At 57.0% G+C, this 22,522-nt stretch carries 13 protein-coding genes; 4 read left to right on the top strand and 9 right to left on the bottom strand.

Going from position 1 to position 22,522, the window contains the following annotated elements; genetic code table 11:
- Positions 1–3: 3 nt before the first annotated feature.
- The 9 genes from JW929_00515 to JW929_00475 all read right to left on the bottom strand — a co-directional run bounded on the left by JW929_00515 (position 4) and on the right by JW929_00475 (position 11,563).
- Positions 4–1,452 carry a hypothetical protein gene (locus JW929_00515; GenBank protein MBN1437865.1) on the bottom strand — a complete coding sequence of 483 codons (1,449 nt, stop codon included), beginning with the start codon at positions 1,450–1,452 and terminating at the stop codon, positions 4–6.
- A gap of 245 nt (positions 1,453–1,697) precedes the next feature.
- Positions 1,698–2,249 (bottom strand): hypothetical protein, encoded by a 552-nt coding sequence (locus JW929_00510; protein ID MBN1437864.1) that lies wholly within the window; start codon positions 2,247–2,249, stop codon positions 1,698–1,700.
- 547 nt (positions 2,250–2,796) lie between these two features.
- Positions 2,797–5,862, bottom strand: a complete 3,066-nt coding sequence (locus JW929_00505; GenBank protein ID MBN1437863.1) for a type I restriction endonuclease subunit R — start codon at positions 5,860–5,862, stop codon at positions 2,797–2,799.
- Positions 5,826–6,890, bottom strand: coding sequence for a macro domain-containing protein (locus JW929_00500; GenBank protein MBN1437862.1), 1,065 nt, complete (start codon positions 6,888–6,890; stop codon positions 5,826–5,828). Before JW929_00500 ends, JW929_00505 begins: the two co-directional genes overlap by 37 nt.
- Positions 6,891–6,901: 11 nt before the next feature.
- Entirely contained in the window at positions 6,902–7,309 is a 408-nt protein-coding gene (locus JW929_00495) for a DUF4433 domain-containing protein (protein MBN1437861.1), read from the bottom strand.
- A 12-nt stretch (positions 7,310–7,321) separates the two neighbouring features.
- Entirely contained in the window at positions 7,322–7,414 is a 93-nt protein-coding gene (locus JW929_00490; protein ID MBN1437860.1) for a DUF4433 domain-containing protein, read from the bottom strand.
- 128 nt (positions 7,415–7,542) lie between these two features.
- Entirely contained in the window at positions 7,543–8,895 is a 1,353-nt protein-coding gene (locus tag JW929_00485; GenBank protein MBN1437859.1) for a restriction endonuclease subunit S, read from the bottom strand.
- Entirely contained in the window at positions 8,892–9,125 is a 234-nt protein-coding gene (locus JW929_00480; GenBank protein ID MBN1437858.1) for a hypothetical protein, read from the bottom strand. The genes JW929_00485 and JW929_00480 overlap by 4 nt, the downstream gene beginning before the upstream one ends.
- Before the next feature lie 455 nt (positions 9,126–9,580).
- Positions 9,581–11,563 (bottom strand): SAM-dependent DNA methyltransferase, encoded by a 1,983-nt coding sequence (locus JW929_00475; protein ID MBN1437857.1) that lies wholly within the window; start codon positions 11,561–11,563, stop codon positions 9,581–9,583.
- 155 nt (positions 11,564–11,718) lie between these two features.
- Between JW929_00475 and JW929_00470 the strand changes: the two genes are divergently transcribed.
- The 4 genes from JW929_00470 (at position 11,719) to JW929_00455 (ending at position 22,375) form a co-directional block, all read left to right on the top strand.
- Entirely contained in the window at positions 11,719–12,621 is a 903-nt protein-coding gene (locus tag JW929_00470) for a hypothetical protein (protein ID MBN1437856.1), read from the top strand.
- 988 nt (positions 12,622–13,609) lie between these two features.
- Positions 13,610–17,944, top strand: a complete 4,335-nt coding sequence (locus JW929_00465) for a tetratricopeptide repeat protein (protein MBN1437855.1) — start codon at positions 13,610–13,612, stop codon at positions 17,942–17,944.
- Complete coding sequence (locus JW929_00460) at positions 17,944–20,184, top strand: hypothetical protein (GenBank protein ID MBN1437854.1); 2,241 nt, start codon at positions 17,944–17,946, stop codon at positions 20,182–20,184. The genes JW929_00465 and JW929_00460 overlap by 1 nt, the downstream gene beginning before the upstream one ends.
- Entirely contained in the window at positions 20,177–22,375 is a 2,199-nt protein-coding gene (locus JW929_00455; GenBank protein ID MBN1437853.1) for a protein kinase, read from the top strand. The genes JW929_00460 and JW929_00455 overlap by 8 nt, the downstream gene beginning before the upstream one ends.
- Positions 22,376–22,522 lie beyond the last annotated feature (147 nt).

Below are 22,522 nucleotides of genomic sequence, written 5' to 3'. Positions count from 1 at the left end.
CAATCACTGCTTGGGTTTTACAATCGGCAGCTTGGATATCTCTTTTGGATCGTAGGTGAACACGCCCAGGTAAACCCATTTTCCGCGGTATACGGTCAATCCGGTGATCCTCCCCCACCCGCTTGTTGTTTTCGCGTCGATCCGGACGCATTCCTTTTTCTCAAGCTCTCCGCTGGTGTGCGCCTTGGATATCGGCTGGTCGTAGATCATGGTCGTTTCGTAGGCGCAGGCTTCGGGCGCGTTAATCCCGGCCGCCGGGATGACCAGCAAGCCGCAGAGCGCCGCTCCCGCGATGATGGCCGCGGCGGCCAATCCCAACAGCCACCGATGGTTCCTTTTTGGAGAAACCGGTTTTACTACCGGTGGTGTTTTTGCGGGCGACGCAACAGGTGCGGCCTTGGCAGGACCCGCCGGCGCCTTGGCTTCGCTGTGCGCCGTATCCTTCGCCTTGGCCAGCCATTGCTTGGCGAATTTTAGATAACCGGTGATCTCCGAGTCGGTCTTTGCGGCGATTTTTTTCACCGGGTCCACAGCGGATAGTCTGTTCTGCGCCTGGCATTTGTCCGAATAATCGATCAGCGCGTCCAGCGTTTCCAGTTGCGACCGGGTATCCAGCCGGATGACGGCCGGGCTTTCAAGAATCCTCTTTATCCAATAATCCGTCTTCCCGCACTTCACCGGACAATCCGGATCGATCGCCAATCTCACGTCGGGATGGGTGAATACCAGGCCCCCCTTGATGTGACCGGCCAGCTCCGCGCCGGCCTTCGCCGCCCGTCTTTCCAGGGTCCGGCCAAGTTCCTTGGTTTCACGCTGCCACTGGGCGTCGAATCCCTTCTCCATGTCCTGGCGTTCGTTCACCGGTATGCCTCCCCGGGCGTAGTAGGATTTGATCCTCGACCAGCGGCCGTTCTTGAAGGAAAGCGCCCCGCTCCAATACTTGCTCTCGAGGTTCCAGGCGCCGGAATCGCCCAGGATCAACACATCGACGTCGAGGCTCATATCCACCAGCAAGCCCCGGATGGCCATATGGGTATCGGGCAAACGGAAGGCGAGGCTGCGGATCAGTTCCACCTCCCCGATATCGCCGTCTTTTTCGATCGCCGCAAATCCGGACTCGACGGCCCTCCACCATCGGGGCATGATGTCGGGAGACGGGGGGTGTGACAGCCTGTCATTATCACGCTTCAGCAACCGGTACCGGATGTAGAAGTATATGGAGAGCGGCAGGGTTACCACGGCCAGAATAACGGTCAGGCTTGCCAATAACGAACCGATTGCGAGGCGGAGGTATTCTTTCTGCTTCGAGATGCTTTGTGCGAGGTATGGATTTAGGTCTTTGTTTACTTCCTTCAGTTCCCCGGCCCATTTGCGGTCGAGCGTGGCAGATGAATCCTGCGCGGATCGATACCCATCGGTCAGGTTTTTCCAGCGATTGGCGATGATGTGCATGGTCCCCTCCAGTGATTATTGATGCGTCAATTATCTGTCCGATCAGGCCTATTCTTGATAATCGCTTTTGGATTTATGCCCGTTTTCCCCCTTCGTTCAATCATGCGCAAGTTCAGGAATCTGCCTTTACACCAGCCAAAAACAATGCGTTTATGGACAGAACCTATTTATTATGCTATATTTACTACGTAAATGAAACCCTGTCTGACCGAAGTCTGACGTTATGCGCCAGATACATATGTAGGTCAGATGGGGTTTTCTTTTTTCCCCTTTCTCCGCGGTTTGGTAAGCGTAGATTCGAACACTCCATCCGCGGGAACGAAATTCCAATGCAGATAGGGATCACTCCACTGTCGGTTGGCATCTCCATGCAAGCTGGTGCTAATGCCAATGTTGAACCTCGGATGTATTTTCCCAATTTCCGCCAAGATAAAGCGGTAAAGTTGTTCCTTTGCGATCGTGCGTTTTCTCCGCCGGCTCGAATCAGCCAGTTTTTCCTTGTGCTTATCGTTTAAACGGAATGACATGGAACCAAATACGATATCCAGGCATTGCAGGAGGACATGGTTGCGGGTGCGCACTTCCGTGATATCCTCGCGCTGGATGTCGACGGTGCGCCATCTTTTTGTTTTTGTCAGGCCCAGCAGATAGCCCTTGAACTGCGCGGTTTTTTCCTCGGTGTCGGGGAAGGTATCAAAATACAGGCGCATCCGGATTGGGCCCGGCGCGAATTCCAGCCCGAAGGCATGTTTGATGAACTGGTAATAGAGTAGAAAGTATTCGAATTCCACTTGCATGCGCGCCAAAGCCCGCGGCCGATTCGCATTCTGGTGGAACATTACCCGAACACGGAGATTCCCCCTGGAGATCTCTTCGAAGAACGCATGGATAAGCCGTTTGTATTTTTCAAGATACCGATCGGTGACTTTCTCCCATTTGATCTCGCCAAACAGATTTTGACCGGTTTTAACTTCTCCAAGGCGCCTTGAAACGCGTTGATATTATGATGCACCTACCAGGACTCCGCCATAGAAATTGGAATAGTATTTGCCGCGCTTATCGGACTCGTCGCAGAATAGAATATATTCTTTTTCGGACACTGCTTCCCCTCGTCTATTTCGGCTCCCATTCGTTATCGGGCATCATATTTGGCGATGAAATCCAATTCCTCATCGTTCACCCCCCCCCCGATAACGAGCCGGTGTTGCGTCAACCTAATCCATTTATGGGTTAGCGAGACGCGGGTAATATTTCATCAGAAGTAACCCTTCCGGCTGTTTGATGCTCTGTGCATCTCGGTCCTTGCCTGCCGCTCAGTCTGAAAATTCCGGCATGTTACTCCGTCTATGGTCTTGGGGATTCATACGTCAGCCCGAACACCGTATCCGTCAGCCAGCGCCGGAATCCCTCATTATCCATGAACTGTTTGAACAACTCGGTGTCGTCCCTCAGCACCGTCGTCATCACCCGGGCGAGCGCCTTGTCGTGCTCGATCCGGGCGTTTTGTCTGTCGGAATTCAGTCGCGCATTTTGGTACGCCTTGTCCGCAGCGACCCGGCTGGGGATGTCCTCGGTGATCAGCTTGTGTACCCGGTCGGCATCGGACCAGGGGATGTTCCCGAATTGGTCATTGAAGGCTTTGATGATGTTGGAAAGCCGGTCGAGTTCGGGTTCGGGCAGGTGGCCGCCGCCGAGCGCGGGGACCGGGCCAATCTCCGCGTCAGCGTCGGGAAGCTGGATCCGGATGGCCGCCTGTTTTTCCACTCGATAACTGTCCATGTCGATCGCTTCGAGGATCCCACGCGCGAGGTCTTCTTCCACCGGCGCCGGTAATTTGGGAACCAGGAATGTTAAGAAGATTGAAAGCTTTTCCCAATCGGCATTGGTATACGGCAGGATCGAGGATAGGAATCCGTATGTCCGCAGGAAGGCTTTGGCCTTTCCCTTGAAATCGACCTGCCCGTCCTCGTTCAGCCGCCCCCGGTATTCCGCGACGCTGGCGTCGAGGATCGGGTCGAGCCGGTCGCGGTCGGCGCCGCCCAGATAGAGCGCTACGAGCTCTTCCACCTGCACGGGTGCATAGACCTGATAATCGTCGAGTGATGCCTTCAGGTCGTGCAGTTTGTTGGGATCGGTCTCCTCCGCCAGAATCGTCGTCCGGTAGTAGTCGGAGAACGCCAACTGGATCGTGTCGGAGTCGTTCATGAAGTCGAGCACGAACACGTCGTGCTTCTTCGGATGCGCCCGGTTGAGGCGCGAAAGGGTCTGCACGGCCTTGATCCCGGAAAGCACCTTATCCACGTACATCGTGTGCAGAAGCGGTTCGTCGTATCCGGTCTGGAATTTATCGGCGCAGATCAGAAAACGATACGGATCCTCCTGAATTTTGTCGGCGATTTGGCTGGAAGGGAAACCGTTGAGAGACGCCTCAGTGACCTTGACCCCGCCGTATTCGTGCTCGCCCGAAAACGCCACAATCGCCCGGTAACGGCTCTTGCGCTCGGCCAGGTAGTCGCGGATGGCGTGGAAGTACTGTATTGCGCGCTCGATGCCGCTCGTCACGACCATCGCCCGCGCCTCGCCGCCGATTTTATTCAGCGCCAAAACTTGCTCGTGGAAGTGGTCGACCATGATCTCGGCTTTGAGCCGGATGGCGTGTTCGTGGCTTTCGACGTAGCGGCGCAGTTTTTTCTTCGCCCGTTTGGTGTCGAATTCGGGGTCGCCCTCGATTTTCTTGACCAGCTTGTAGTAGCTGTCCACCGGCGTGTAATACTTAAGCACATCCAGGATGAAACCCTCCTGGATGGCTTGCTTCATCGTATAGCTGTGGAACGGCCGGTGCTTGACCTTGCCGTCCGGCTGCGGCTCGGGCTCGCCGAAAATCTCGAGCGTCTTGTTCTTGGGCGTGGCCGTGAAGGCGAAGTAGCTGGCGTTGGGCAGCAGCTTCTTGGATTCCATCAACCGGTTGATCTTGTCTTCCAGCGTTTCGTCTTCGTCCTCGGCTCCGGCCGCGGAGAGCGCCATCGACAACGCCGCCGAGGTGCGGCCGCCCTGGCTGGAGTGCGCCTCGTCGATGATGATCGCGAATTTCCGCCCGCGATGCTCGCTGCCGATCTCATCGAGAATAAAGGGGAACTTCTGCACCGTGGTGATGATGATCTTCTTTCCCTCGGCGATGAACTTGCGCAGGTCCCCCGAACGCTCGGCATGGCCGACCGTGGCGCTGACCTGGGCGAATTGTTTGATCGTGTCGCGGATCTGCTGGTCGAGGAGGATCCGGTCGGTGACGACGATGATCGAATCGAAGACAGCGGCGTCGTTCTTTTTCAAGCCGATCAGCTGGTGCGCCAGCCAGGCGATGGAGTTGGATTTTCCGCTCCCCGCCGAGTGATGGACCAGGTAGCGCCGGCCGGCGCCGGCTTCCCGGATGTCGGCGAGCAGTTTGCGCACCACGTCGAGCTGATGGAACCGCGGCCAGATTTGAACCGCTTTTTTCTTACCGGACTTCGGGTCCTTGGTTTCGATGATCTGCGCGTAGTTTTCGAGAATGTCTGTGAGGCCGTCGCGGGTGAGGATTCGCTTCCAGAGGTAGTCGGTTTTCAAGCCGTCCGGATTGGGTGGATTGCCTGCGCCGTCGTTCCAGCCCCGGTTGAAAGGCAGGAACCAGGCGCTCTTGCCGGCGAGGTGGGTGCAGAAACGCACTTCATGGTCGTCCACGGCGAAATGCGCCACGCAGCGCCCGAACTCGAAGAGCCTCTCGCGCGGATCGCGGTCGCGCTGGTACTGCTGGATGGCGTCCTCGACCGTTTGCTTGGTCAGGCTGTTCTTCAGTTCGAAGGTGGCGACGGGCAGACCGTTAATGAATAGGCACAGGTCGAGCGAATGCTGGGTTTCATCCCGGCTGTAGCGCAACTGGCGGGTGACGCTGAAACGGTCCGCGGCAAAGCGCTCGGCAGCTTTGGCGTTGCCCGGCGAGGGGGTTCCGAAAAACAGGTCGATGTGGTGCGGTCCGTGCTTAATGCCGTTGCGTAAGACGTCGATGGTTCCGCGCTTGCTGATTTCGCCCTGCAACCGCGCCAGGAACGAGCGGCGCGCAGGGCCGTCGCGGCCGAGTTCGAGCGCGTCGGCGGTTTCCGGCTGGGTCGCGTTCAGGAAAGCCGATAATTGGGCGAGGTCGACGCAATATTCGCGGTCGTAGGCTTCCGGATCGCCGCAGATCCATCCGGCTCCGTAGGCCGCCGGCCGTTCATGGACAGCTTGGGCGTCTCCCGTTTCGCCCGCCATCGCCGAGCCTTCGGCGGACAGACACGGCGAGCCGGTCAACGCCGCGCAGATCAGACTTTCGAGGCCGCGTTCGGAGATGTCGGTGACGCTCACTGCGAGATTTGCCCAGGCAGGGGAGACACCCATTCCTTTTCCATGAGGGTCTCCGCTGCGATTTTTATTTGACGGGGGGTAAACTGACGCTTGCGCTCGTTCCACGAATAGGTGCGATCGACTACCTCCTCCTGCGAACGCACCGGCTCGTTCTTCATCACCCAATGGACGGTGGAAAGCAATTCCAATCCAAACGGCGATTCGAAACCATCCACCAGCGAAGCCACCCGGTCGAAACGAACGCGTGTATCCTCATGCTCATTCAGGATAGTTTCGGCATCCGCCACCGCCCCGGGCACAAGAGTTAATTGCTTATGGGGCGCGTCGCCGCCGTTGTTGTATCCGGCGACCATGTACCCGTCGATTTCATGCAAAACGTGGCGTAAATTTTCCGCATACGGGCCAAAGAGACCTTGCTTATATCGAAGCTGTAAAGGCTCTCCGGCCTCCTGCATAAAATACATCAGTTTATGCAATTCCAGAAGAGTAATGAAAGGATCGAGCAGACCGCCGAGATAGCGGGACATCAATCCCACCAAGGCGGCCCGGCCGGGAGTCATTTTTGGCACATCACGGCGGTGCTTCATGACGTCCGACGCCGGCGCCCCTTCCGGCTTATAAATGAGAACGGTCACATCGGTCAGCGGACTCAATGCTTGCTCGATGCGCGGCCGCACCTCGCTGGCCCAATCCAGCCCGCCCAGACCGGCCCCCAAGGGCGGGATCGCAATCGAATGAATACCCTTGGAACGAATGACTCCCGCAAGCGCCGTCAATCCGGCTTCGATATCTTCGATCCGGCTCTTACCCCGCCAGTGGCGTTTGGTGGGGAAATTGATAATGAACCGCGGAGGGTCTATCCGGCCGGTTTCAAAGACAAACATGCGGCCGGGCTGAATTTCCTCCCGTTTGCAGGCCGCGGCATACGCTTTGAAGTTGTCCGGATAGGCGGTTTTGAACTGCAACGCGATTCCGCGCCCCATCACGCCGACGCAATTGACGCTGTTGACGAGCGCGTCGGCCTTGCTGTTCAAAATGTCGCCGCTTTTATATTCGATCATCGCGGTCTCCTTCATGGATAATACCATTCCGTGCGGATTTCCGCCCCCGGATGATGGCCCGTTTTCGGAAGGGCATTCGCCACCCTTTGGTAGATTCCCTGCGAATGTACCCCGATCCGTTCCACCAAGCTCCAGGGAAAGCTGCGTTCCAGAAGGAATTCGGCTTGTTTTCCGTCTTTGCATAACCTCCATTCGGTGGCTTCCACCGCGTCCCAATTTATTTCGCCAAGCCGGTCAAGGTCGCACCGGTCCTCAAAATACCGGGCGCCCGCGTTGGATAATGTGAAAGCCCAACGCCGGCCATTTGCATCGGCCCAGGCGACTACCGAACGCAGGTCGGCTTCGAGATGGATAATGGGATCCTGCCCGCCATGGTAGGTTAGTTCCGGATGATTGCCCTGGGCGATCATGTACAGCATGACCGAACGCGGTCAAAAGTAGAAAGGCACGCAATCCCCCACGAACAGGTCGGGATGGCTGGAAAGACGCAGCTCTTCAAGCCGCCGCCGCTTAACCCCGCTCATCCCGATGGGAGTTCCGGTAAGCGGATGCCTTTGTTTCTCCCGATCGCATCAGATTTGTCCGTCGGCAATGATGGATTCCAGCAGGTCCACATGAACGATATGATAAATCTTGGGCTGCGCCGGAACGGTCATGATTCGGCCTCCTCCGGCGCCTCATCCATCTCACCGGATTCCGCTTCTTCCGCGCCATTCTCCGATTCTTCTTCGATCGGCTCGGGTTCCTCCATCTCATCCGGCAGGCGCGCCGCCGCCTCGCGCACGTCGAGTTTGCCGGTGACCACGTCGGCGATAAGGCGGGTGCGGTATTCGCGGATAATTGAAATCTCGCGATGCATTTTTTCGATGGCAATCGCTAAACTTGTTGTTGATCCTTGGATTTTTTCAGCAATAAACTCCTGTTCTTGTCTGGGAGGAATTGGTATTGTAAGGTTCTGAATCCTTTCGACGGCAAGCCCAGGTTGTGCCGCTGCTATTGAATATTGATTAAGATTCATTATTCGTAATACTGCAGCTAACCAATTTAAATCGTTGGTTCCATGGAGTGTGGTTACTACTGCATGCTCTGAAGCCCAAAAACGGCCATGTGCAACATGAACATTTCCACATAATGCCCCTTGACGCCCGAGTAAAATAAAATTTCCATCATGTGTATATTGAGATGTATAACCTCGTATCCCGTTACCACCGAATACGGGATAATCACCCTTCGGCTCGATTGAAATTGCAGTAATGCCCTCACCACTCCTCATTGAGCATAGGTTTTTTAATCGCCTAATTTCCCAGTGCTCCGGCACCTCCCCCAACCACGCCACGCCGGACGGCTTGAGGCGGACGTTTGGATCGAGCCCGCGGGTGACGGCGCGGTGGATGATGGCCTGCTTCTGCTCCTCCAGCAGTTTGATCAGCTTCTGCTTGGCGCGAATGTATCGCCGTATCCGCCGGTCCATGTAGTCGAGGAAGCGGACGATGGCTGCTTGTTCGCCGCTCGGCGGAAGAGGCAATAATTGTGAAGAGAATTCCTCAAAACGGAAATCCGTTGATCTCTCCCGTATTCCCTTTGCTAGGGCTTGAATCCACGCGCTCCGAGCCATCTCTCTTACTGTAAATGCAAAGTAGTGCGAGTTAGCCGCCTGCATAGGCTTACATACCGAATAAACAGGTGTGCCCTTTCCATCGGAATCAGCAACCCCGATTGCACCCGCAAAGGCATCCATTGCATGTATTACAAGGTCACCCTGCCGAATTCCTTGATATCCGATTTCCTTCAAGGACTCGGTAAATCCACGTAGTCTTCTGTTCTTCCTTAATGTAACTGAGCCATCGCGAAAACAAGTAACCACTTCATCAAAATCGCGAACGATACGATTCATTTTTCGAAATAACCATTTCGCGCGCCTCATATTCCAATGGTACGGGATCTTCCCGAGCCACGGCACGCCGGAGTCCTTCATTTTAGGATAAGCCTTTAGCTCGGCGATCATACGTGTTTACCCTCGCCCGGAACCTGGAGCGGAATGCCGTCGGCCCGCGCGTGTTCCTGGTTTTCGGCATCGTACGCCCACCGCGCAGGATTCGCGGCGATATACTCGCGGATGCGCCGCAACGACGCCTCGTCGCGGATGATGTGTTCGTAATAGTTGCGTTGCCAGACGTTGGCGACGTCCGTGTTCGATCGGAACCATTTCGTCACGCCGATTTTAAACCCGCGCACAATGGATCCCACGGTCCTGGACGGGGAACGGAACCGCACCGCCGCGCGGACATCCGCACCACGGGATGCGGTCCGCAACACGGGTCCCCGTAGGGGCGAATAATTATTCGCCCCTGCGGAAATACCGTTCGCCCCTGCGGAAATACCATTCGCCCCTGCGTCCCGCGCCATCCCGATATCCGCCGAATTGTCAATCACGATGATCCCGTGAATATGGTTCGGCATCACTACGAACGAATCCAATCGCACCGCCGGGTAATGGGCGGGAATTTCCATCCAACACGCCCGCGCTGCTCGACCGCCGTCTTTCAGGATGACCCGGCCGCCTGCCGCCTCTCCAAACAGGCATTGGCGGCCGGCCGTGCAGATGGTTACAAAATAGGCGCCGTCGGCCGCGTAATCGTAGTTAGGCAGCCGGAGCGATTTACGACGAGGTTTTTCCGGTATATCGCCCTTCATGCCCCATTGCCCCCGATGATCTCATCCAAGAGACCCTTGGTTTCCTTGTCCAGCGCCAGGATGTCGGTGCGGATTTCCTCCAGCGTGCGCAGCGGCTGCGGCTTGTAGAAGTAGCGCGTGAAGCTGATCTCGTATCCGGTCTTGACGCTCTCGGCGAGGATCCAGGCGTCCGCGGCGTGCGGAAGCACTTCGCGGCGGATGAAGGGCTCGACGCCGCCCTTTTCCAGCATCGGCACCTGCTCGGTGTCGCGCAGGTCCGGGTCGGGCTCGTATTCGACGACGGCCGCTTTTCCGCCGATGGTCACCGGGAACAATCCGCGCAGCGGATCGGCGGCGGTTCCCTTCCTATGAATCTTGCGGATGACCGGCGGCGCATCCTCGGCGCGCTCGGAACTTTCTTTGAGCGCCTTGATTTCCTTCGGCGAATATTCCTTTTCGGGGTCGATGCCCTTCAACCGGAGCGGGCGTTCGACCGTCACCTTCCAGTAGCCGAAGGCGGCGTTCGGGAAGATTTTCGATTGCTCAGTTTCCTCGAACCGCAGGAATGCGTCGCAAATCCGCTCGATATCTTCAGGCGAGAGCTCGCAGTTCTTCTTGCCCAGGTTCTTACGCAGCGGCTTGTACCACTGCGTGGCGTCGATGAGCTGCACCTTGCCGGCGCGGTGTTTGGGCTTGCGGTTGCCAATCACCCAGATGTAGGTGGCGATGCCGGTGTTGTAGAACATATTAAGCGGCAGGGCGACGATCGCCTCCAGCCAATCGTTCTCGATGATCCAACGGCGGATGTTGCTCTCGCCCTGCCCGGCATCGCCGGTGAACAGCGATGAGCCGTTGTGCACCTCGGCGATCCGGCTGCCGAGCTTGTTGCCGTGCTTCATCTTGGAAAGCATATTCGCCAGGAACAGCATCTGGCCGTCGCTCGAGCGGGTTATCAGCGAGTATTCCGGATCCCCCGCGTGCTCGATGACAAAGCGCGGGTCCTTGATCCCGCCCTTGCCGCCCATCCGCTCCAGGTCGCTTTTCCAGCTTTTTCCGTACGGCGGGTTGGAGAGCATGAAGTCGAATTCGCGCGAGGGGAAGGCGTCGTTGGAGAGCGTGGAATACTCGGGGCCGCCGACGATGTTGTCGGCCGCCTCGCCCTCGCCCTTGAGCAGCAGGTCCGCCTTGCAGATGGCGTAGGTCTCGGAGTTGATCTCCTGTCCGTAGAGGTGCGTGGCGACCTGCTTGCCGTGCTTCCCGGCCAGCTCCTTGAGCGTCTCTTCCGCCACGGTCAGCATGCCGCCGGTGCCGAGCGCGCCGTCGTAGAGCAGGTAGGTCCCGGATTCGATTTCGTCGGCGATCGGCAGGAAAATCAGGTTCGCCATCAGCCGCACCGCGTCCCGCGGGGTCCAGTGCTCGCCGGCCTCCTCGTTGTTTTCCTCGTTGAAGCGCCGCACCAGCTCTTCAAATACGGTCCCAATGGCGTGGTTGTCGAGGCCGGGTGTCTTTTCCGAGCCGTCGGAATTCAGGACCGGGTTCGGGCTGAGGTTGATTTCGGGCGAGAGGAACTTCTCGATCAGCGTGCCCAGCGCATCGGCCTTCGAGAGCCTTGGAATTTGGTTGCGGAACTCGAAATTTTCGAGGATCTCCTGGACGTTGGGCGAGAAGCCTCCGAGGTAGGCTTCGAAATCAGCCCGGAGCTGCTGCTGGCTGGCGCGGGCCTTTAAATCGCGCAGGGTGAATTTGGAGGTGTTGTAAAAACCCTGCCCGGCCGCCTGGCGGAGCGCCGGATCCTGGTTGGTAATTTTCGCCTTATCGAGCTTCTTCTTCATATCGAGCACGGCCTGCTTGGTAGGCTCGAGCACCGCGTCGAAGCGGCGCAGCACCGTCATCGGCAGGATCACGTCGCGGTACTTGCCGCGCACGTAGAGGTCGCGGAGCACGTCGTCGGCGATTCCCCAGATGAAGTTGGCGATCCAGTTCAGTTGTGGTTGGTCCATAGCGCTCCGGTGTTGTCGTTTCTTAGGGCTTGCCACGCTTGTAAAAGCAGGGAATATGCCCAATTATAGATCAATCCCAATACTCTGGTTCTGAAGCGGAGTAGCCGGGACCGCATTTCCGCTTCGGTGGCCGGAAAATTGCGCGAAAAAAATCCATGATTTATCTCCCGCCCCGGCGCGGCGCGGTATCTTACAGCGCCTACTTCGGCCACCCGGGACCGCCGGCCTTCTCCGACGACAGCCTGGTGGAGAACGTCGTCATAAAAGACAACTTCCTGGATCCGCAGGGCGTGGGCAGCGACGCCTCGCGCCCGACCGGGATCCTCCTCCTGGCGGGGAACATGGGCAACAGCGGCAACTTCATCCGCGGCGTGGAGATCACCGGCAACGAAGTCTCGGCCGACGCCGAGTACGGCGTGGCGATCCACGCCGCGGCGATCGACTCCTCCTCCTACCTGCCGGATCCGGGCGCCGCACTGCGCGAGAACGCCGTGGAGGACGTGCCGGTGGAAGGCAACATCCTCCGCACGCAGATGGCCGCGATCACGATGTATGCCGCGTCGGGGGAATATTACCTCCCCGCGCCGGGTGATCCGCCGCTTTCGGGTGAAACCGGGCGGCCGGCGAACATCCGCATCCTCTCGAACCAATTGCCGGATTTCCAATTCGAAGGGATCAGCCTGTTCGGCGGCGAGGGCGCCGGCGACAACCGGGTGGACGGGGTGCGGATCGAAGCGAACACCATCGCCTCGAAGGACATCACCAAAGGGGTGGCGTTTTTCGTCTACGGCGGAGGGTGCAGCGGCCGCGGAGTGGTCTCGGAACGCAACCAAATCACCCGCCTGGTCATTCAAGGAAACCAAGTCGCTTGCAACAGCCTGCTGTGGCTTTCGGGCGGGATGGAAGAACTCGCCGCCGACAACCTGGTGGAATTCTACCTCGCGGAGAACGGCGTCACCCCCGCCGGGGCGGAGACGGGGATCGTCGATTCCGCCGCCAAGGAGAGGCGGGGAAACCGCGCCGTGCGGCTTGAAACCGAGCCGGCATGGGATTTTTAGATTTAGATTTTTCCATCGAGCGGCCGCCGGGCGATGATTGTGAAATCGGCCCGGGCCGTGGGGCGGGCCGCGGAAGCATCGCCCCAGCGCGGCGCCGGGCGCCATCCCGCCCTGCCCCTGCCATCCTCCCCCGCATCCCGTGGCATGGGAAGCGGGGGGGCGGGATGGCGGATTCACCCTGCAGCCGGCAGCCATCACGGGGGGGCGGAATGGGATGGATGGAACCGGGCCGCTCGTTGCCTGCGGACGGGAATTGAGGAGCGGAAAGCGGATGGAGTTCAATGCGATCCATGGGCGATTGACGGCAGGATAAAGAAGATCGCTCCCCATCGGACTGAATTTACAGAATGAAGGATAAGCTAACCGCAGTTTGCGAACGGTTCATGAAGGTCTGTAATAGGGAATGTCCGGATCATCCTTCCATTCCGCATCCGAAACGATTGGCCTGTTAATTTTGTGGCTATTTCAATTCAAGAACGCCCCCATCCAGGCAAGGATCAACGCATTCCAAACCGTCCTGACCGTCCAGCCATTCGCGGATCCGGAGAAATGAGGTCGGTTGCATTTTTTGGGGGACCCTGCCACAGCTATTCCCGGGTTCCAAACCCCTTACCGACCAATTATTCCAACGGATAAGTAAAGCATCTGGGATGGGTTTGGTTGGGGGGAGTGATATTCCGGAGGGGATGGATTGTACGGCGACCTGCATTTCGCGTTTTTCTCCAGTCGCCTATAGAGGTATACTTCCTTACACACCGCGGGATGGTTGATAGGAGAGACACAGGATCAAGAGAATTGATTCGATTGGGTATCGCCAGTAGAGGCAACATCGGCGCCCAGAAGCGGGTTTTCTTTGACGCTTGGTTGCGCGAAGGCTTTCACTGGCCGGGGACAGATCCCGGCGGCAACGTATGGCTTAACAGTTGCTATGAATAGATAAAGAGTCCGAACCAATCGCGACCCGTGCAAAGGATAAAAGTGAGTGAATATGGACGAAATTGTAAACCCATATATTGCCGGCGCACCCGTTACCGAAGCCAGGATGTTCTTCGGCCGGGAGGATGTCTTTGATTGGATCCGGAATAACCTTTCCGGACGGTATGCCGACCACATCTTGGTTCTCCACGGTCAAAGGCGGGTGGGGAAGACATCCGTCCTCAAGCAACTGGGAAACCGCCTGCCGGAGCGTTTTATCCCGGTTTTCTTCGACTTTCAAGGCCGTACGCACACGACCCTGGACCGTTTTTTATGGTGGCTCGCGCGTGAAATTGTCCGGGGGCTCAAGCAAGCCCATAACTTGGACGTTCCGTTGCCGGAAAAAGGCCTCTTTACTGCCGATTTGGAATATTTCGAACATCAATTTATCCCCGGCTTAAAGCCCATTCTTGGCGACCATTCGCTGCTGCTGACATTTGACGAATTTGACAATTTGGAAGAATCGGAGGTCCGGGAAGCGCTGGCCCGCCCGCTGATCGATTATCTGCGCCGGCTGCTGGAACAACAGGGGCTTAATTTCATATTCTCCATCGGTTCCTCGGGACGGAAACTGGAAAACATGCAGGCCGCGTATACCGATTTTTTTAAAACGGCCCTGTACAAAAAGATCAGCTTTCTTTCCGAGGATGAATCGCGCAACCTGATCACACTGCCGGTGGAAGGCCTGATTAATTACCAGCGTCCGTCCGCCCATTCCATTTATCAGATCGCTTCCGGTCATCCATACTTCACCCAGCTGATCTGTCATGAATTATTCGCGCGCTGCCAGCGGACGGGCCAACGGGAAATCGGCAAATCGGATGTCGAAGCCGTTCTGGACGATGTGGTGGAACGCGGAACGGTCAATTTAAAATTCCTCTGGGACGAGGCCGCGGATCTGGAAAAATGGTCCCTGGCGGCCCTCGCACAGCTCGGTCCGGCGGACAGCCGCGGCCTTGCCGACTTTCTGCGCAAGCAGCGCGTCCGTTTCAGCGACTCCAATTTGACATCCGCCTTGCTCCACTTGCGCGAGAAAGATGTGCTCACTCCGGACAATCACTTTGTCATCCACCTGCTCAAACTGTGGTTGTGCAAAAACCGCCCCCTGGAGCAAGTGCGCGAGGAACTGACCGAGATAAATCCCATCGCCAACCGCTATATCGAGATTGGGATGGAGTTCAAAGACAGCGGCGTTTACGAAAAGGCCATTGAAAGTTTCCAGGAAGCGCTCGCGGTCGCCCCGGAAAATGCCCAGGCCCTGGTCAACATCGCCCTGGTGTATATGGAGCAGAAATCCTATGAGAAGGCGGTGGTCGAGTTTGAGAAGGCATTGGCGATTGACGACGAAGACGTTGCGGCCCGGTCCGGGTTGTGTGAAGCGCATCTGGCGATCGGCAACGCCGCCGCGGACCGGGGCCGGATCCGCGAAGGAACCCAATCCTTTCAACGCGTATTGTCCATCAACGCGGAGCATACCGAGGCGCGCCAACGCTTGGCCGAAATCCAGCGCCAACAAGCCGAAAAAGCGCTCAAGGAAGGGCGGGATGAGCAAGCCTTGTCCGCATTTGCCGAAGCGTTGAAATACACCCCCGAAGATCCGATCCTCATCGAACGGGTTCAGTCCGTCCAGTCGGAGAAAAAAGCAAAGGTTTTGGCAAGTCTCGTCGCAAAATCCGAGAAGGAGATATCTGCGAAAAACCTGGATTCCGCGGCGGCCACGTTGGAAGAAGCGCTTCGATTGGCTCCCGAGGACGCCGCGCTTCAAAAGCGGTTGGCGGAAGTCCGTCAATTATTGCAAACCGCCCGCTTGGAAATCCTCCGGGCGCGGTCGAAACAAATGGAGGCGGAAAAAAACTGGGAAGCGGCCATCGCATCCCTGAAGGAATATCTGGCCTTAATGCCGGATGACGAGAGCGTCCAAAAAAGGCTGGCCGCAAATCAGATCCAGCAGCGCGAAGCGCAGCGAAATTCCCTGCAATCAAAAGCGCAAAGTTTATCGAAGGCCGAAAAATTCAGCGACGCCTTGACCGCATGGAACGAGCTTTTATTGCTTGCGCCCGATGACGCGGAAATGATTCGCGGGGAGATGGGTAAAGTGGAAAGCGCCCAATCCCTGGCGCAGACGTATTCCGAAGCCCAGCGGGCAATGGCGAAAAAGAATTACGCCAAAGCCATCGGCCTGATGAAAAGCATCGTCATTAATAACCCGGACTACAAAGACGCTTCGCAAATATTGGCCCAGGCGGTTGAGCTGCGCCAGAAAACACGCAAATTCTGGCAGTCGCGGTGGCTTTGGGGAGGCGTGGGAGCAATGGCAATCCTGGTGCTGGGTGGGTTGGCTTTGCAAAGGATGGTGCCGTCGTCGACAAGCCCGACCGCCGTCTCTACACAACCGACGTCCCTCTCCAACCTGTTGGGCGCATCGCCGACCCGCACCGTAACCGCAATGCCCTTGCCCACTCTTCCACCGACGCCGATCCCGTTTCAATGGATCCGGCTGAATGCGGGACAGTTTTTAACCCGCAGCAAAGTCACGGCGATAAAATTTGATCCGGAGGATCCGGGGATCATCTATGCCGGGACGGCGGATGCCGGTGTGTATAAAACGATCGATGGAGGGGCTTCGTGGTTTCCCGCGCACGCCGGCCTGGAAAGCGCCGCGATCTCAACCCTGGCCATCGACCCGAATAATCCGCAGATCCTTTATGCCAGCGTGTTGCCCGGCGGGATCTATAAAACCACGGATGGGGGTGCGAACTGGAAATCCGTGAATTCCGCGAATATCGGGTGGGGTTTCACTTGGTTCAGCGGAGTCACCATCTCCCCCACGAATTCCAACAACCTCTATTATCTCAACAGCAACGTTTATCAATCCTTCGACGGAGGAGATTCCTGGCGCCCGTCGACCTTCTGTGACGGCGGGAAATATTGCCCTCCCAACGCGGGTTGGATTGTCGAGTCGCCGGTTGATCCGCAGACCTTGTTCGTCTCGAATTTCGGGTTGGGAGCATCGGATGGCGGCGTTTTCCGATCCACGGACGGCGGAGACACTTGGTCATTGGCCTCTCCGAAAATCGAAGATCTGGGCTGGGGAGAAAATCTCCAGATCAGCCGGGATGGCAACACCATTATTGCCTATGCCCGCGACGGGGTTCATGTTTCCTCCGACGGCGGCTCAACTTGGACCCACCCGCTCACCGGTGTGTTTACGGCCTGTGCCATTTCCCCTCAGGATGGTCGAATGATCGTTTGTGGTAAAGAAACCAACGATCTTTTCAAAAGCATTGATGCGGGAAAACACTGGCAAAAGCTCCCCTGGACGAATGGAACGATCATTCAGATCGCCATTAAACCCGGTGCTTCCGACACAATACTTGTGGGAGGAGAGGTAGTATACGAATCAGTGGATGGGGGGAGTTCCTGGACGGATAAAAGCGACGGCTTGGGAGGATTTCGAACCGAATTATTACTAAATCAAAATTCCGGCGATACCAATAGCTTCTATCTGCAAGGACAGCGAACGGAATGGCCAGGTGTTCCTCTCTTTTATTCCCCGGACAAAGGAAAGAATTGGAGTCCATTAACCCAGAAGGGTTATGGATTGGCCTTCAGCGCGGATGGCCAGACGTTATTCCGGTCCGACTTCAACGGTTTACTACGCTCTCAAGACGGCGGGAAGAATTGGGCATCTTTACCGGGTGTCCCCGATCCGATTTCGCCAGGAATTGTCGCCGCCCACCCCTCCATCGACGGGAAGGTGTACCTGCCATATTTCAATCGCATTTTAATCTCCTTGGATAAGGGAAACACCTGGAAGGAGAGTGGCGGTTTTCCAACCGATGAGCTCCGGCAGGGTGAAACCATCTCACTCTTTTTCGGTTCCGATACCGACGTATATGTTTATGGAAATGAAGGAGATTATCCGCCTTATCGGTCCAGCGATTCCGGGGAGACATGGTCAAACTGCAATCCACCCGGCGATCTCGACGCGTTCACGGAAACAATCTCCATGATGGCCGTCAATCCTCAAGATCGTAAACGGATTTGGGCGGCAACGCGGGGCGGCGGCGTGATGGCGAGCCCGGACGGCTGCCTCTCCTGGACAAGGATGAATACCGGCCTCCGCAACTTGTTCGCCCATGCCATTGCCATCGATCCGAACAACCCTCAGACCATGTATGCGGGGACGAACGGCGGAGTGTATATCTCTTTCGACGCAGGCCAACACTGGGATCCGATCAACGATGGATTGCTGGGGGCGACGGTCGTCTACTCCATCGTGATCGACACGCAATCCAACGTCTACGCGTCCACCCCTTATGGAATATTCAAACTGGAAGGAACATAATGGCTGACGACCAAGAACTGGAAAGCCTGTACACCCAAGCCAAGGCCGCCCTATCGGCAAAGGATTACGACCGCGCCAGCGATCTGCTCAGGCAACTCCTGGCCATCGACGAGAACTACAAAGACACTTCCCGGCTGCTGGCCCGGATGGTGCGGCTCAAGCGCCAGCGCTGGTACAACAATCCCAAATCATGGGCGGCGTTGGGAGCCGTTGCCCTGGTCGGATTGGCCGTATGGTCGGCTCCCCGCCTGAAAGCCTTCTCCCCAAGCATCGCTTCTCCTGCTGAAACGACGGCGCCGTCAACAAATCCGCCATTTACCGCAACACCCTATTCCACCAGCACGCCCGAACTTCTCCCTGCTTTCACATCCACGCTCATCCCCTTAAGGTGGAAACGGCTTTCCACCGGCCAGGAATTTTCGCGGGATGAGATTACCAGCATCGTTATCGATCCCAACGATCCGGATGTAGTCTACATCGGCACACGCAACGCCGGGATCTACAAATCCCTCGACGGCGGCATTACTCTGATGCCGATTCAAAACGGCTTGAGCTTCGCCGGCATTTCCGGGCTGGCAATCGATCCGAAGAATCCGCAAACGCTTTATGCCGGCACACCGTCCAACCTGATCTTCAAAACCGTGAATGGCGGCGGCGCATGGCAGGCCATCGACACGCGGATGGAAAATTCTTACGCGGGTGATACATCCGTGTTGATTGATCCGTTCGACAACCAACATATCTTCCTGGCAGCGCCGGATTATGGCTGGATGGACTCAAACGACGGCGGCACGACCTGGAACGAGACGAGCCTTTCCCCTTGCCCATCGGCCATTGGGGCCTTCCTCGTGCATCCGCAGGTAAACGGAAAACTGTACGCCACTCAAATACGGGAAGATTCGGATTGCCCGGCAGGTGTTTTTCACTCTACCGATGGCGGCGGGAATTGGACGCGTCTCGGCCTGGAAGAAACCGGCATTTATGCGATGGCCATCGGCTCGGACCCAAGCGGCCGGGAAATCCTCTATGCATCCTCTGTGGGATCTGAAAACAGGCTGTATGCCTCGGATGATGGCGGGCAGAATTGGAGCGAATTGGCGCAGATCGCCTGCAGCGCTTTATATGTCAACCCGGCCAATCCATCCACAATGTATTGCCATGGCGTGAACGGCGGGTATTCCTCCACCAATGCAGGCTTGTCATGGAACCCATTGCCGGAGCGGTGTTGTGCACCCGTTGCATTTTCGGTCGATGGGACACGCATGCTGGGCGGGGGCGAGGGCGGATTATTGTCTTCCTCCGATTCCGGCATCAGCTGGACGGAGATCGGGAATGGTTTGGGGAACCTGCGGATAAAGCTGAAAACGGATCCGGCCCATGAAAGCCTCTATGCGGAAGACGCCTACGGCTATATTTTCCATTCCCCCGATTGGGGGATTCCGTGGCAACAAGCCAGCCCCTTTTTTGGAGGCTCATACGAGGTGGAATGGCCGCGATATTGGCTTTCCATCGGAAAGAACGGCGATTTGTACCTTGCCCATGAACAGACAATCCGGATTTCAAAAAACCAAGGAACAACATGGGATTTCCTTCCCGCCCCTGTGGATACCGCGAATAGGGGCGTCCTATTGAATGTCAGTTCCCGCGAGGATACGCTCTTCGTATCGGATATCTCCATGGATCCCAATCGGAGCCTATTCATTTCCATGGACGCGGGTCAGAACTGGGCGCACAATACGGGCGAAGACATCCCGTATGGCCGTTTCTACTTCCCGCCCGCCCCATCGGAAATAATCTATTCCGTCGACATCACCGGATACGGTTCTCCGGCCTACGTTTCGACAGACAACGGGGCCTCCTGGCAACTTTGCGGTCTGGAGCCCGAAGCGGTTCCTACCTCTGTGGATATCGTTTCCGACGATCCCCAAAGACTATACCTGGCCACAAAGGGGGATGGGATTCTTATCAGCGCAGACGGCTGTCGATCCTGGAATCCCAGCAACGACGGATTGGGCGGCCTTTTCGTCAACTCGGTCGCTGTGGATCCATTCCATTCTGAAATCATCTATGCCGGCACGGACGGAGGAGCGTACGTTTCTTTCGACGGCGGGATTCATTGGGGTTCCATTAACGACGGCCTGCTCGGCGCAACGGTTGTCTATTCCATCGTGATCGACTCGCAATCCAACGTCTACGCGGCCACGCCGAACGGCGTTTTTCTGCTGGGGGCCAATGGATAACTCTTCCGAAACCCCGATTGTCCCTCCGGGCAAAAGCAAATCCATCGGCCGCTATCCGATCCACGGCGTCATCGGACGCGGCGGCATGGCGATCGTCTACCATGCCCGCGAGCCCAAGTTCGACCGTGACGTCGCCATAAAGATCCTTCCTCCCATCCTCCTGATGGATCCGGTTTTCAAGCAGCGCTTTCTGCGCGAAACCAAGATACTCTCCTCCCTCGAACACTCCGCTATCGTCCCGGTTTACGATTTCGGCGAGGAACAGGGGCAACCCTACCTGGTGATGCGCTACCTCGCCGGCGGCTCCCTCCTGAGCCGCATCGGTGCCCCGTTTTCACTTCCGGAAGCAACCCGCATCATCGGACGGGTCGGCCTTGCGCTCGACGCCGCTCATTCCCGCGATATCATCCACCGCGACGTCAAGCCGGGCAACATCCTCTTCGACGAGTTCCACGAGGTGTACTTATCCGATTTCGGTATCGCCCGGATCTCCCAAGCCGGGAACCCGCTCACTGGCTCCCAGCTCATCGGGACTCCCACTTACATGAGTCCGGAGCAGATCGAGGGCGGCGCCGCGATCGGCCCCCGGTCCGATATCTATTCCCTGGGAATCGTTCTCTTTGAGGCTTTATGCGGCCAGCCGCCGTTCGCTGCCGATTCGCCGGCGCAGGTCTTGATGATGCATCTCCATGAGCCGGTCCCCTCCCTGGCGGCGATCCGGCCGGACCTTTCCCCCGCCGTCGGGGAAATCCTGCAGCGGGCCCTGGCCAAGGATCCCGCATCCCGTTTTGACAAAGCCTCCGATCTCGGAGAGGCATTAAAAGCGGCCGCCGTCCACACGGCCTCCATGGCCGCCGGCGTCTCAACGAAAAAAAACATTGTCCATCCTGGAGAACGAATGAAGCCAAACCCCTTTACGTTCGGGAATCCCATCCGCGAACCGGAGCGCTTTTACGGGCGGAAGGCGGAACTCCGCCAGATTGTCAACCGTCTGCTTTCCAGCGCCCACGAAAGCACCTCCATCGTCGGCGAGCGCCGGATCGGGAAGACCTCGCTGCTGACTCACCTTTCCAATCCCCAAGTGGCCGCCGGCCTTGGGTTAACCCCGGACAAATTTTGCGTTGTCTACGTGGATTTCCAGGGTCTGACCGATATTACCCCCCAGCGCTTCTGGCAGCGCATCCTGGAAAAAATCTCGCGAACCGTCGCGGATGAAAGCATGAAGCCGGCCCTGCAGGCACTCAGCAAACAAGCCGCGTTCGACTTATTCGACCTGGAAGACCTCTTCGAATCGGCTCAAAACCGCAACCTGACCACCGTTCTGCTGATGGACGAATTTGAGTACGTCACCCAAAACAGCAACTTCACCGCCGATTTCTTCGGCGGGTTGCGGGCGCTGGCCATCCATCACGGCTTGGCGCTGATCCCGGCCACGCGGCGGGAGCTGGTCGATCTGTGCCACTCCAACGAGATCAAAGGCTCCCCGTTTTTCAACATCTTCTCCAACGTCGTCCTGTATCCCTTCCCGCGTTCCGATGTGGAATTGCTTTTCGACGGCTATTCGAAGCAGAGTGATTGTGCGCTTGCAGCCGCCGAACGCGATTTCCTATGGAATCTTGCAGGCGGTTATCCATTTCTCATTCAGATGGCCGGCTATTTCCTGGTGGAAGGAAAAACACAAGGCCTCTCCGGGGAAGGGTTGATTCAATTTGTCTCCCGGAACTTCGACCAACAGGCCGATTCGCATTATTCCTACCTGTGGTCACATTGTTCGGAAAGTGAAAAAATCACCCTTCTGACGGTATTAATCCTGGGATTGCAAAAGCCCTCCCAGAAGACGATTCCCACTCGGGAAGTGATTTCCGGATTCCGGCCGCGAGCGCTCCACGACCTGGATGCGCTCGGCAAGCGCGGCATGGTGGAGGAACGCGATGGGCGGTATGTCCTTTTCTCTGCATCGTTGGCGCGATGGATCCAGCAGGAGGTTATTGCCGAGCCGGGCGATGAAGAAGATCAACAAAAAGCGGATGAATGGCTTTCTGCAGGTGGTTTGGAAAATTTAAAGGAGATCAAAGGAGTCCTGCCGAAGTTCAAGAATAAATATTGGAAAATCCTCGCCGAATTGGGCAAAGACTTCTCGATCAACTTCGCCGCCTCCGGCGCCCTGGAATTAATCAGGCTTCTGATGTAGGAAGGAAAAAGCCGCCCATAAACAACCGTCGGTCCATCGTGTCGAATGAATTGCCGGCGTTGCAACACGCTGTCAATTCAAGTCGCTTTTTTCAATTGTGCCGGCCACTTCACTCATCCTGCCCAGTATCACCCGAAAATGGGGGAT

This window comes from Anaerolineales bacterium, assembly GCA_016928575.1.
Taxonomy (GTDB): Bacteria; Chloroflexota; Anaerolineae; order Anaerolineales; family RBG-16-64-43; genus JAFGKK01.
This window is presented reverse-complemented; position numbering and strand designations above follow the sequence as displayed.

Coding starts and splice junctions, on each gene's coding strand:
- JW929_00515 (MBN1437865.1), bottom strand. CDS start 1,452: ATGCACATCATCGCCAATCGCTGGAAAAACCTGACCGATGGGTATCGA.
- JW929_00510 (MBN1437864.1), bottom strand. CDS start 2,249: ATGCAAGTGGAATTCGAATACTTTCTACTCTATTACCAGTTCATCAAA.
- JW929_00505 (MBN1437863.1), bottom strand. CDS start 5,862: ATGGGTGTCTCCCCTGCCTGGGCAAATCTCGCAGTGAGCGTCACCGAC.
- JW929_00500 (MBN1437862.1), bottom strand. CDS start 6,890: ATGATCGAATATAAAAGCGGCGACATTTTGAACAGCAAGGCCGACGCG.
- JW929_00495 (MBN1437861.1), bottom strand. CDS start 7,309: ATGCTGTACATGATCGCCCAGGGCAATCATCCGGAACTAACCTACCAT.
- JW929_00490 (MBN1437860.1), bottom strand. CDS start 7,414: ATGAGCGGGGTTAAGCGGCGGCGGCTTGAAGAGCTGCGTCTTTCCAGC.
- JW929_00485 (MBN1437859.1), bottom strand. CDS start 8,895: ATGATCGCCGAGCTAAAGGCTTATCCTAAAATGAAGGACTCCGGCGTG.
- JW929_00475 (MBN1437857.1), bottom strand. CDS start 11,563: ATGGACCAACCACAACTGAACTGGATCGCCAACTTCATCTGGGGAATC.
- JW929_00470 (MBN1437856.1), top strand. CDS start 11,719: ATGATTTATCTCCCGCCCCGGCGCGGCGCGGTATCTTACAGCGCCTAC.
- JW929_00465 (MBN1437855.1), top strand. CDS start 13,610: ATGGACGAAATTGTAAACCCATATATTGCCGGCGCACCCGTTACCGAA.
- JW929_00460 (MBN1437854.1), top strand. CDS start 17,944: ATGGCTGACGACCAAGAACTGGAAAGCCTGTACACCCAAGCCAAGGCC.
- JW929_00455 (MBN1437853.1), top strand. CDS start 20,177: ATGGATAACTCTTCCGAAACCCCGATTGTCCCTCCGGGCAAAAGCAAA.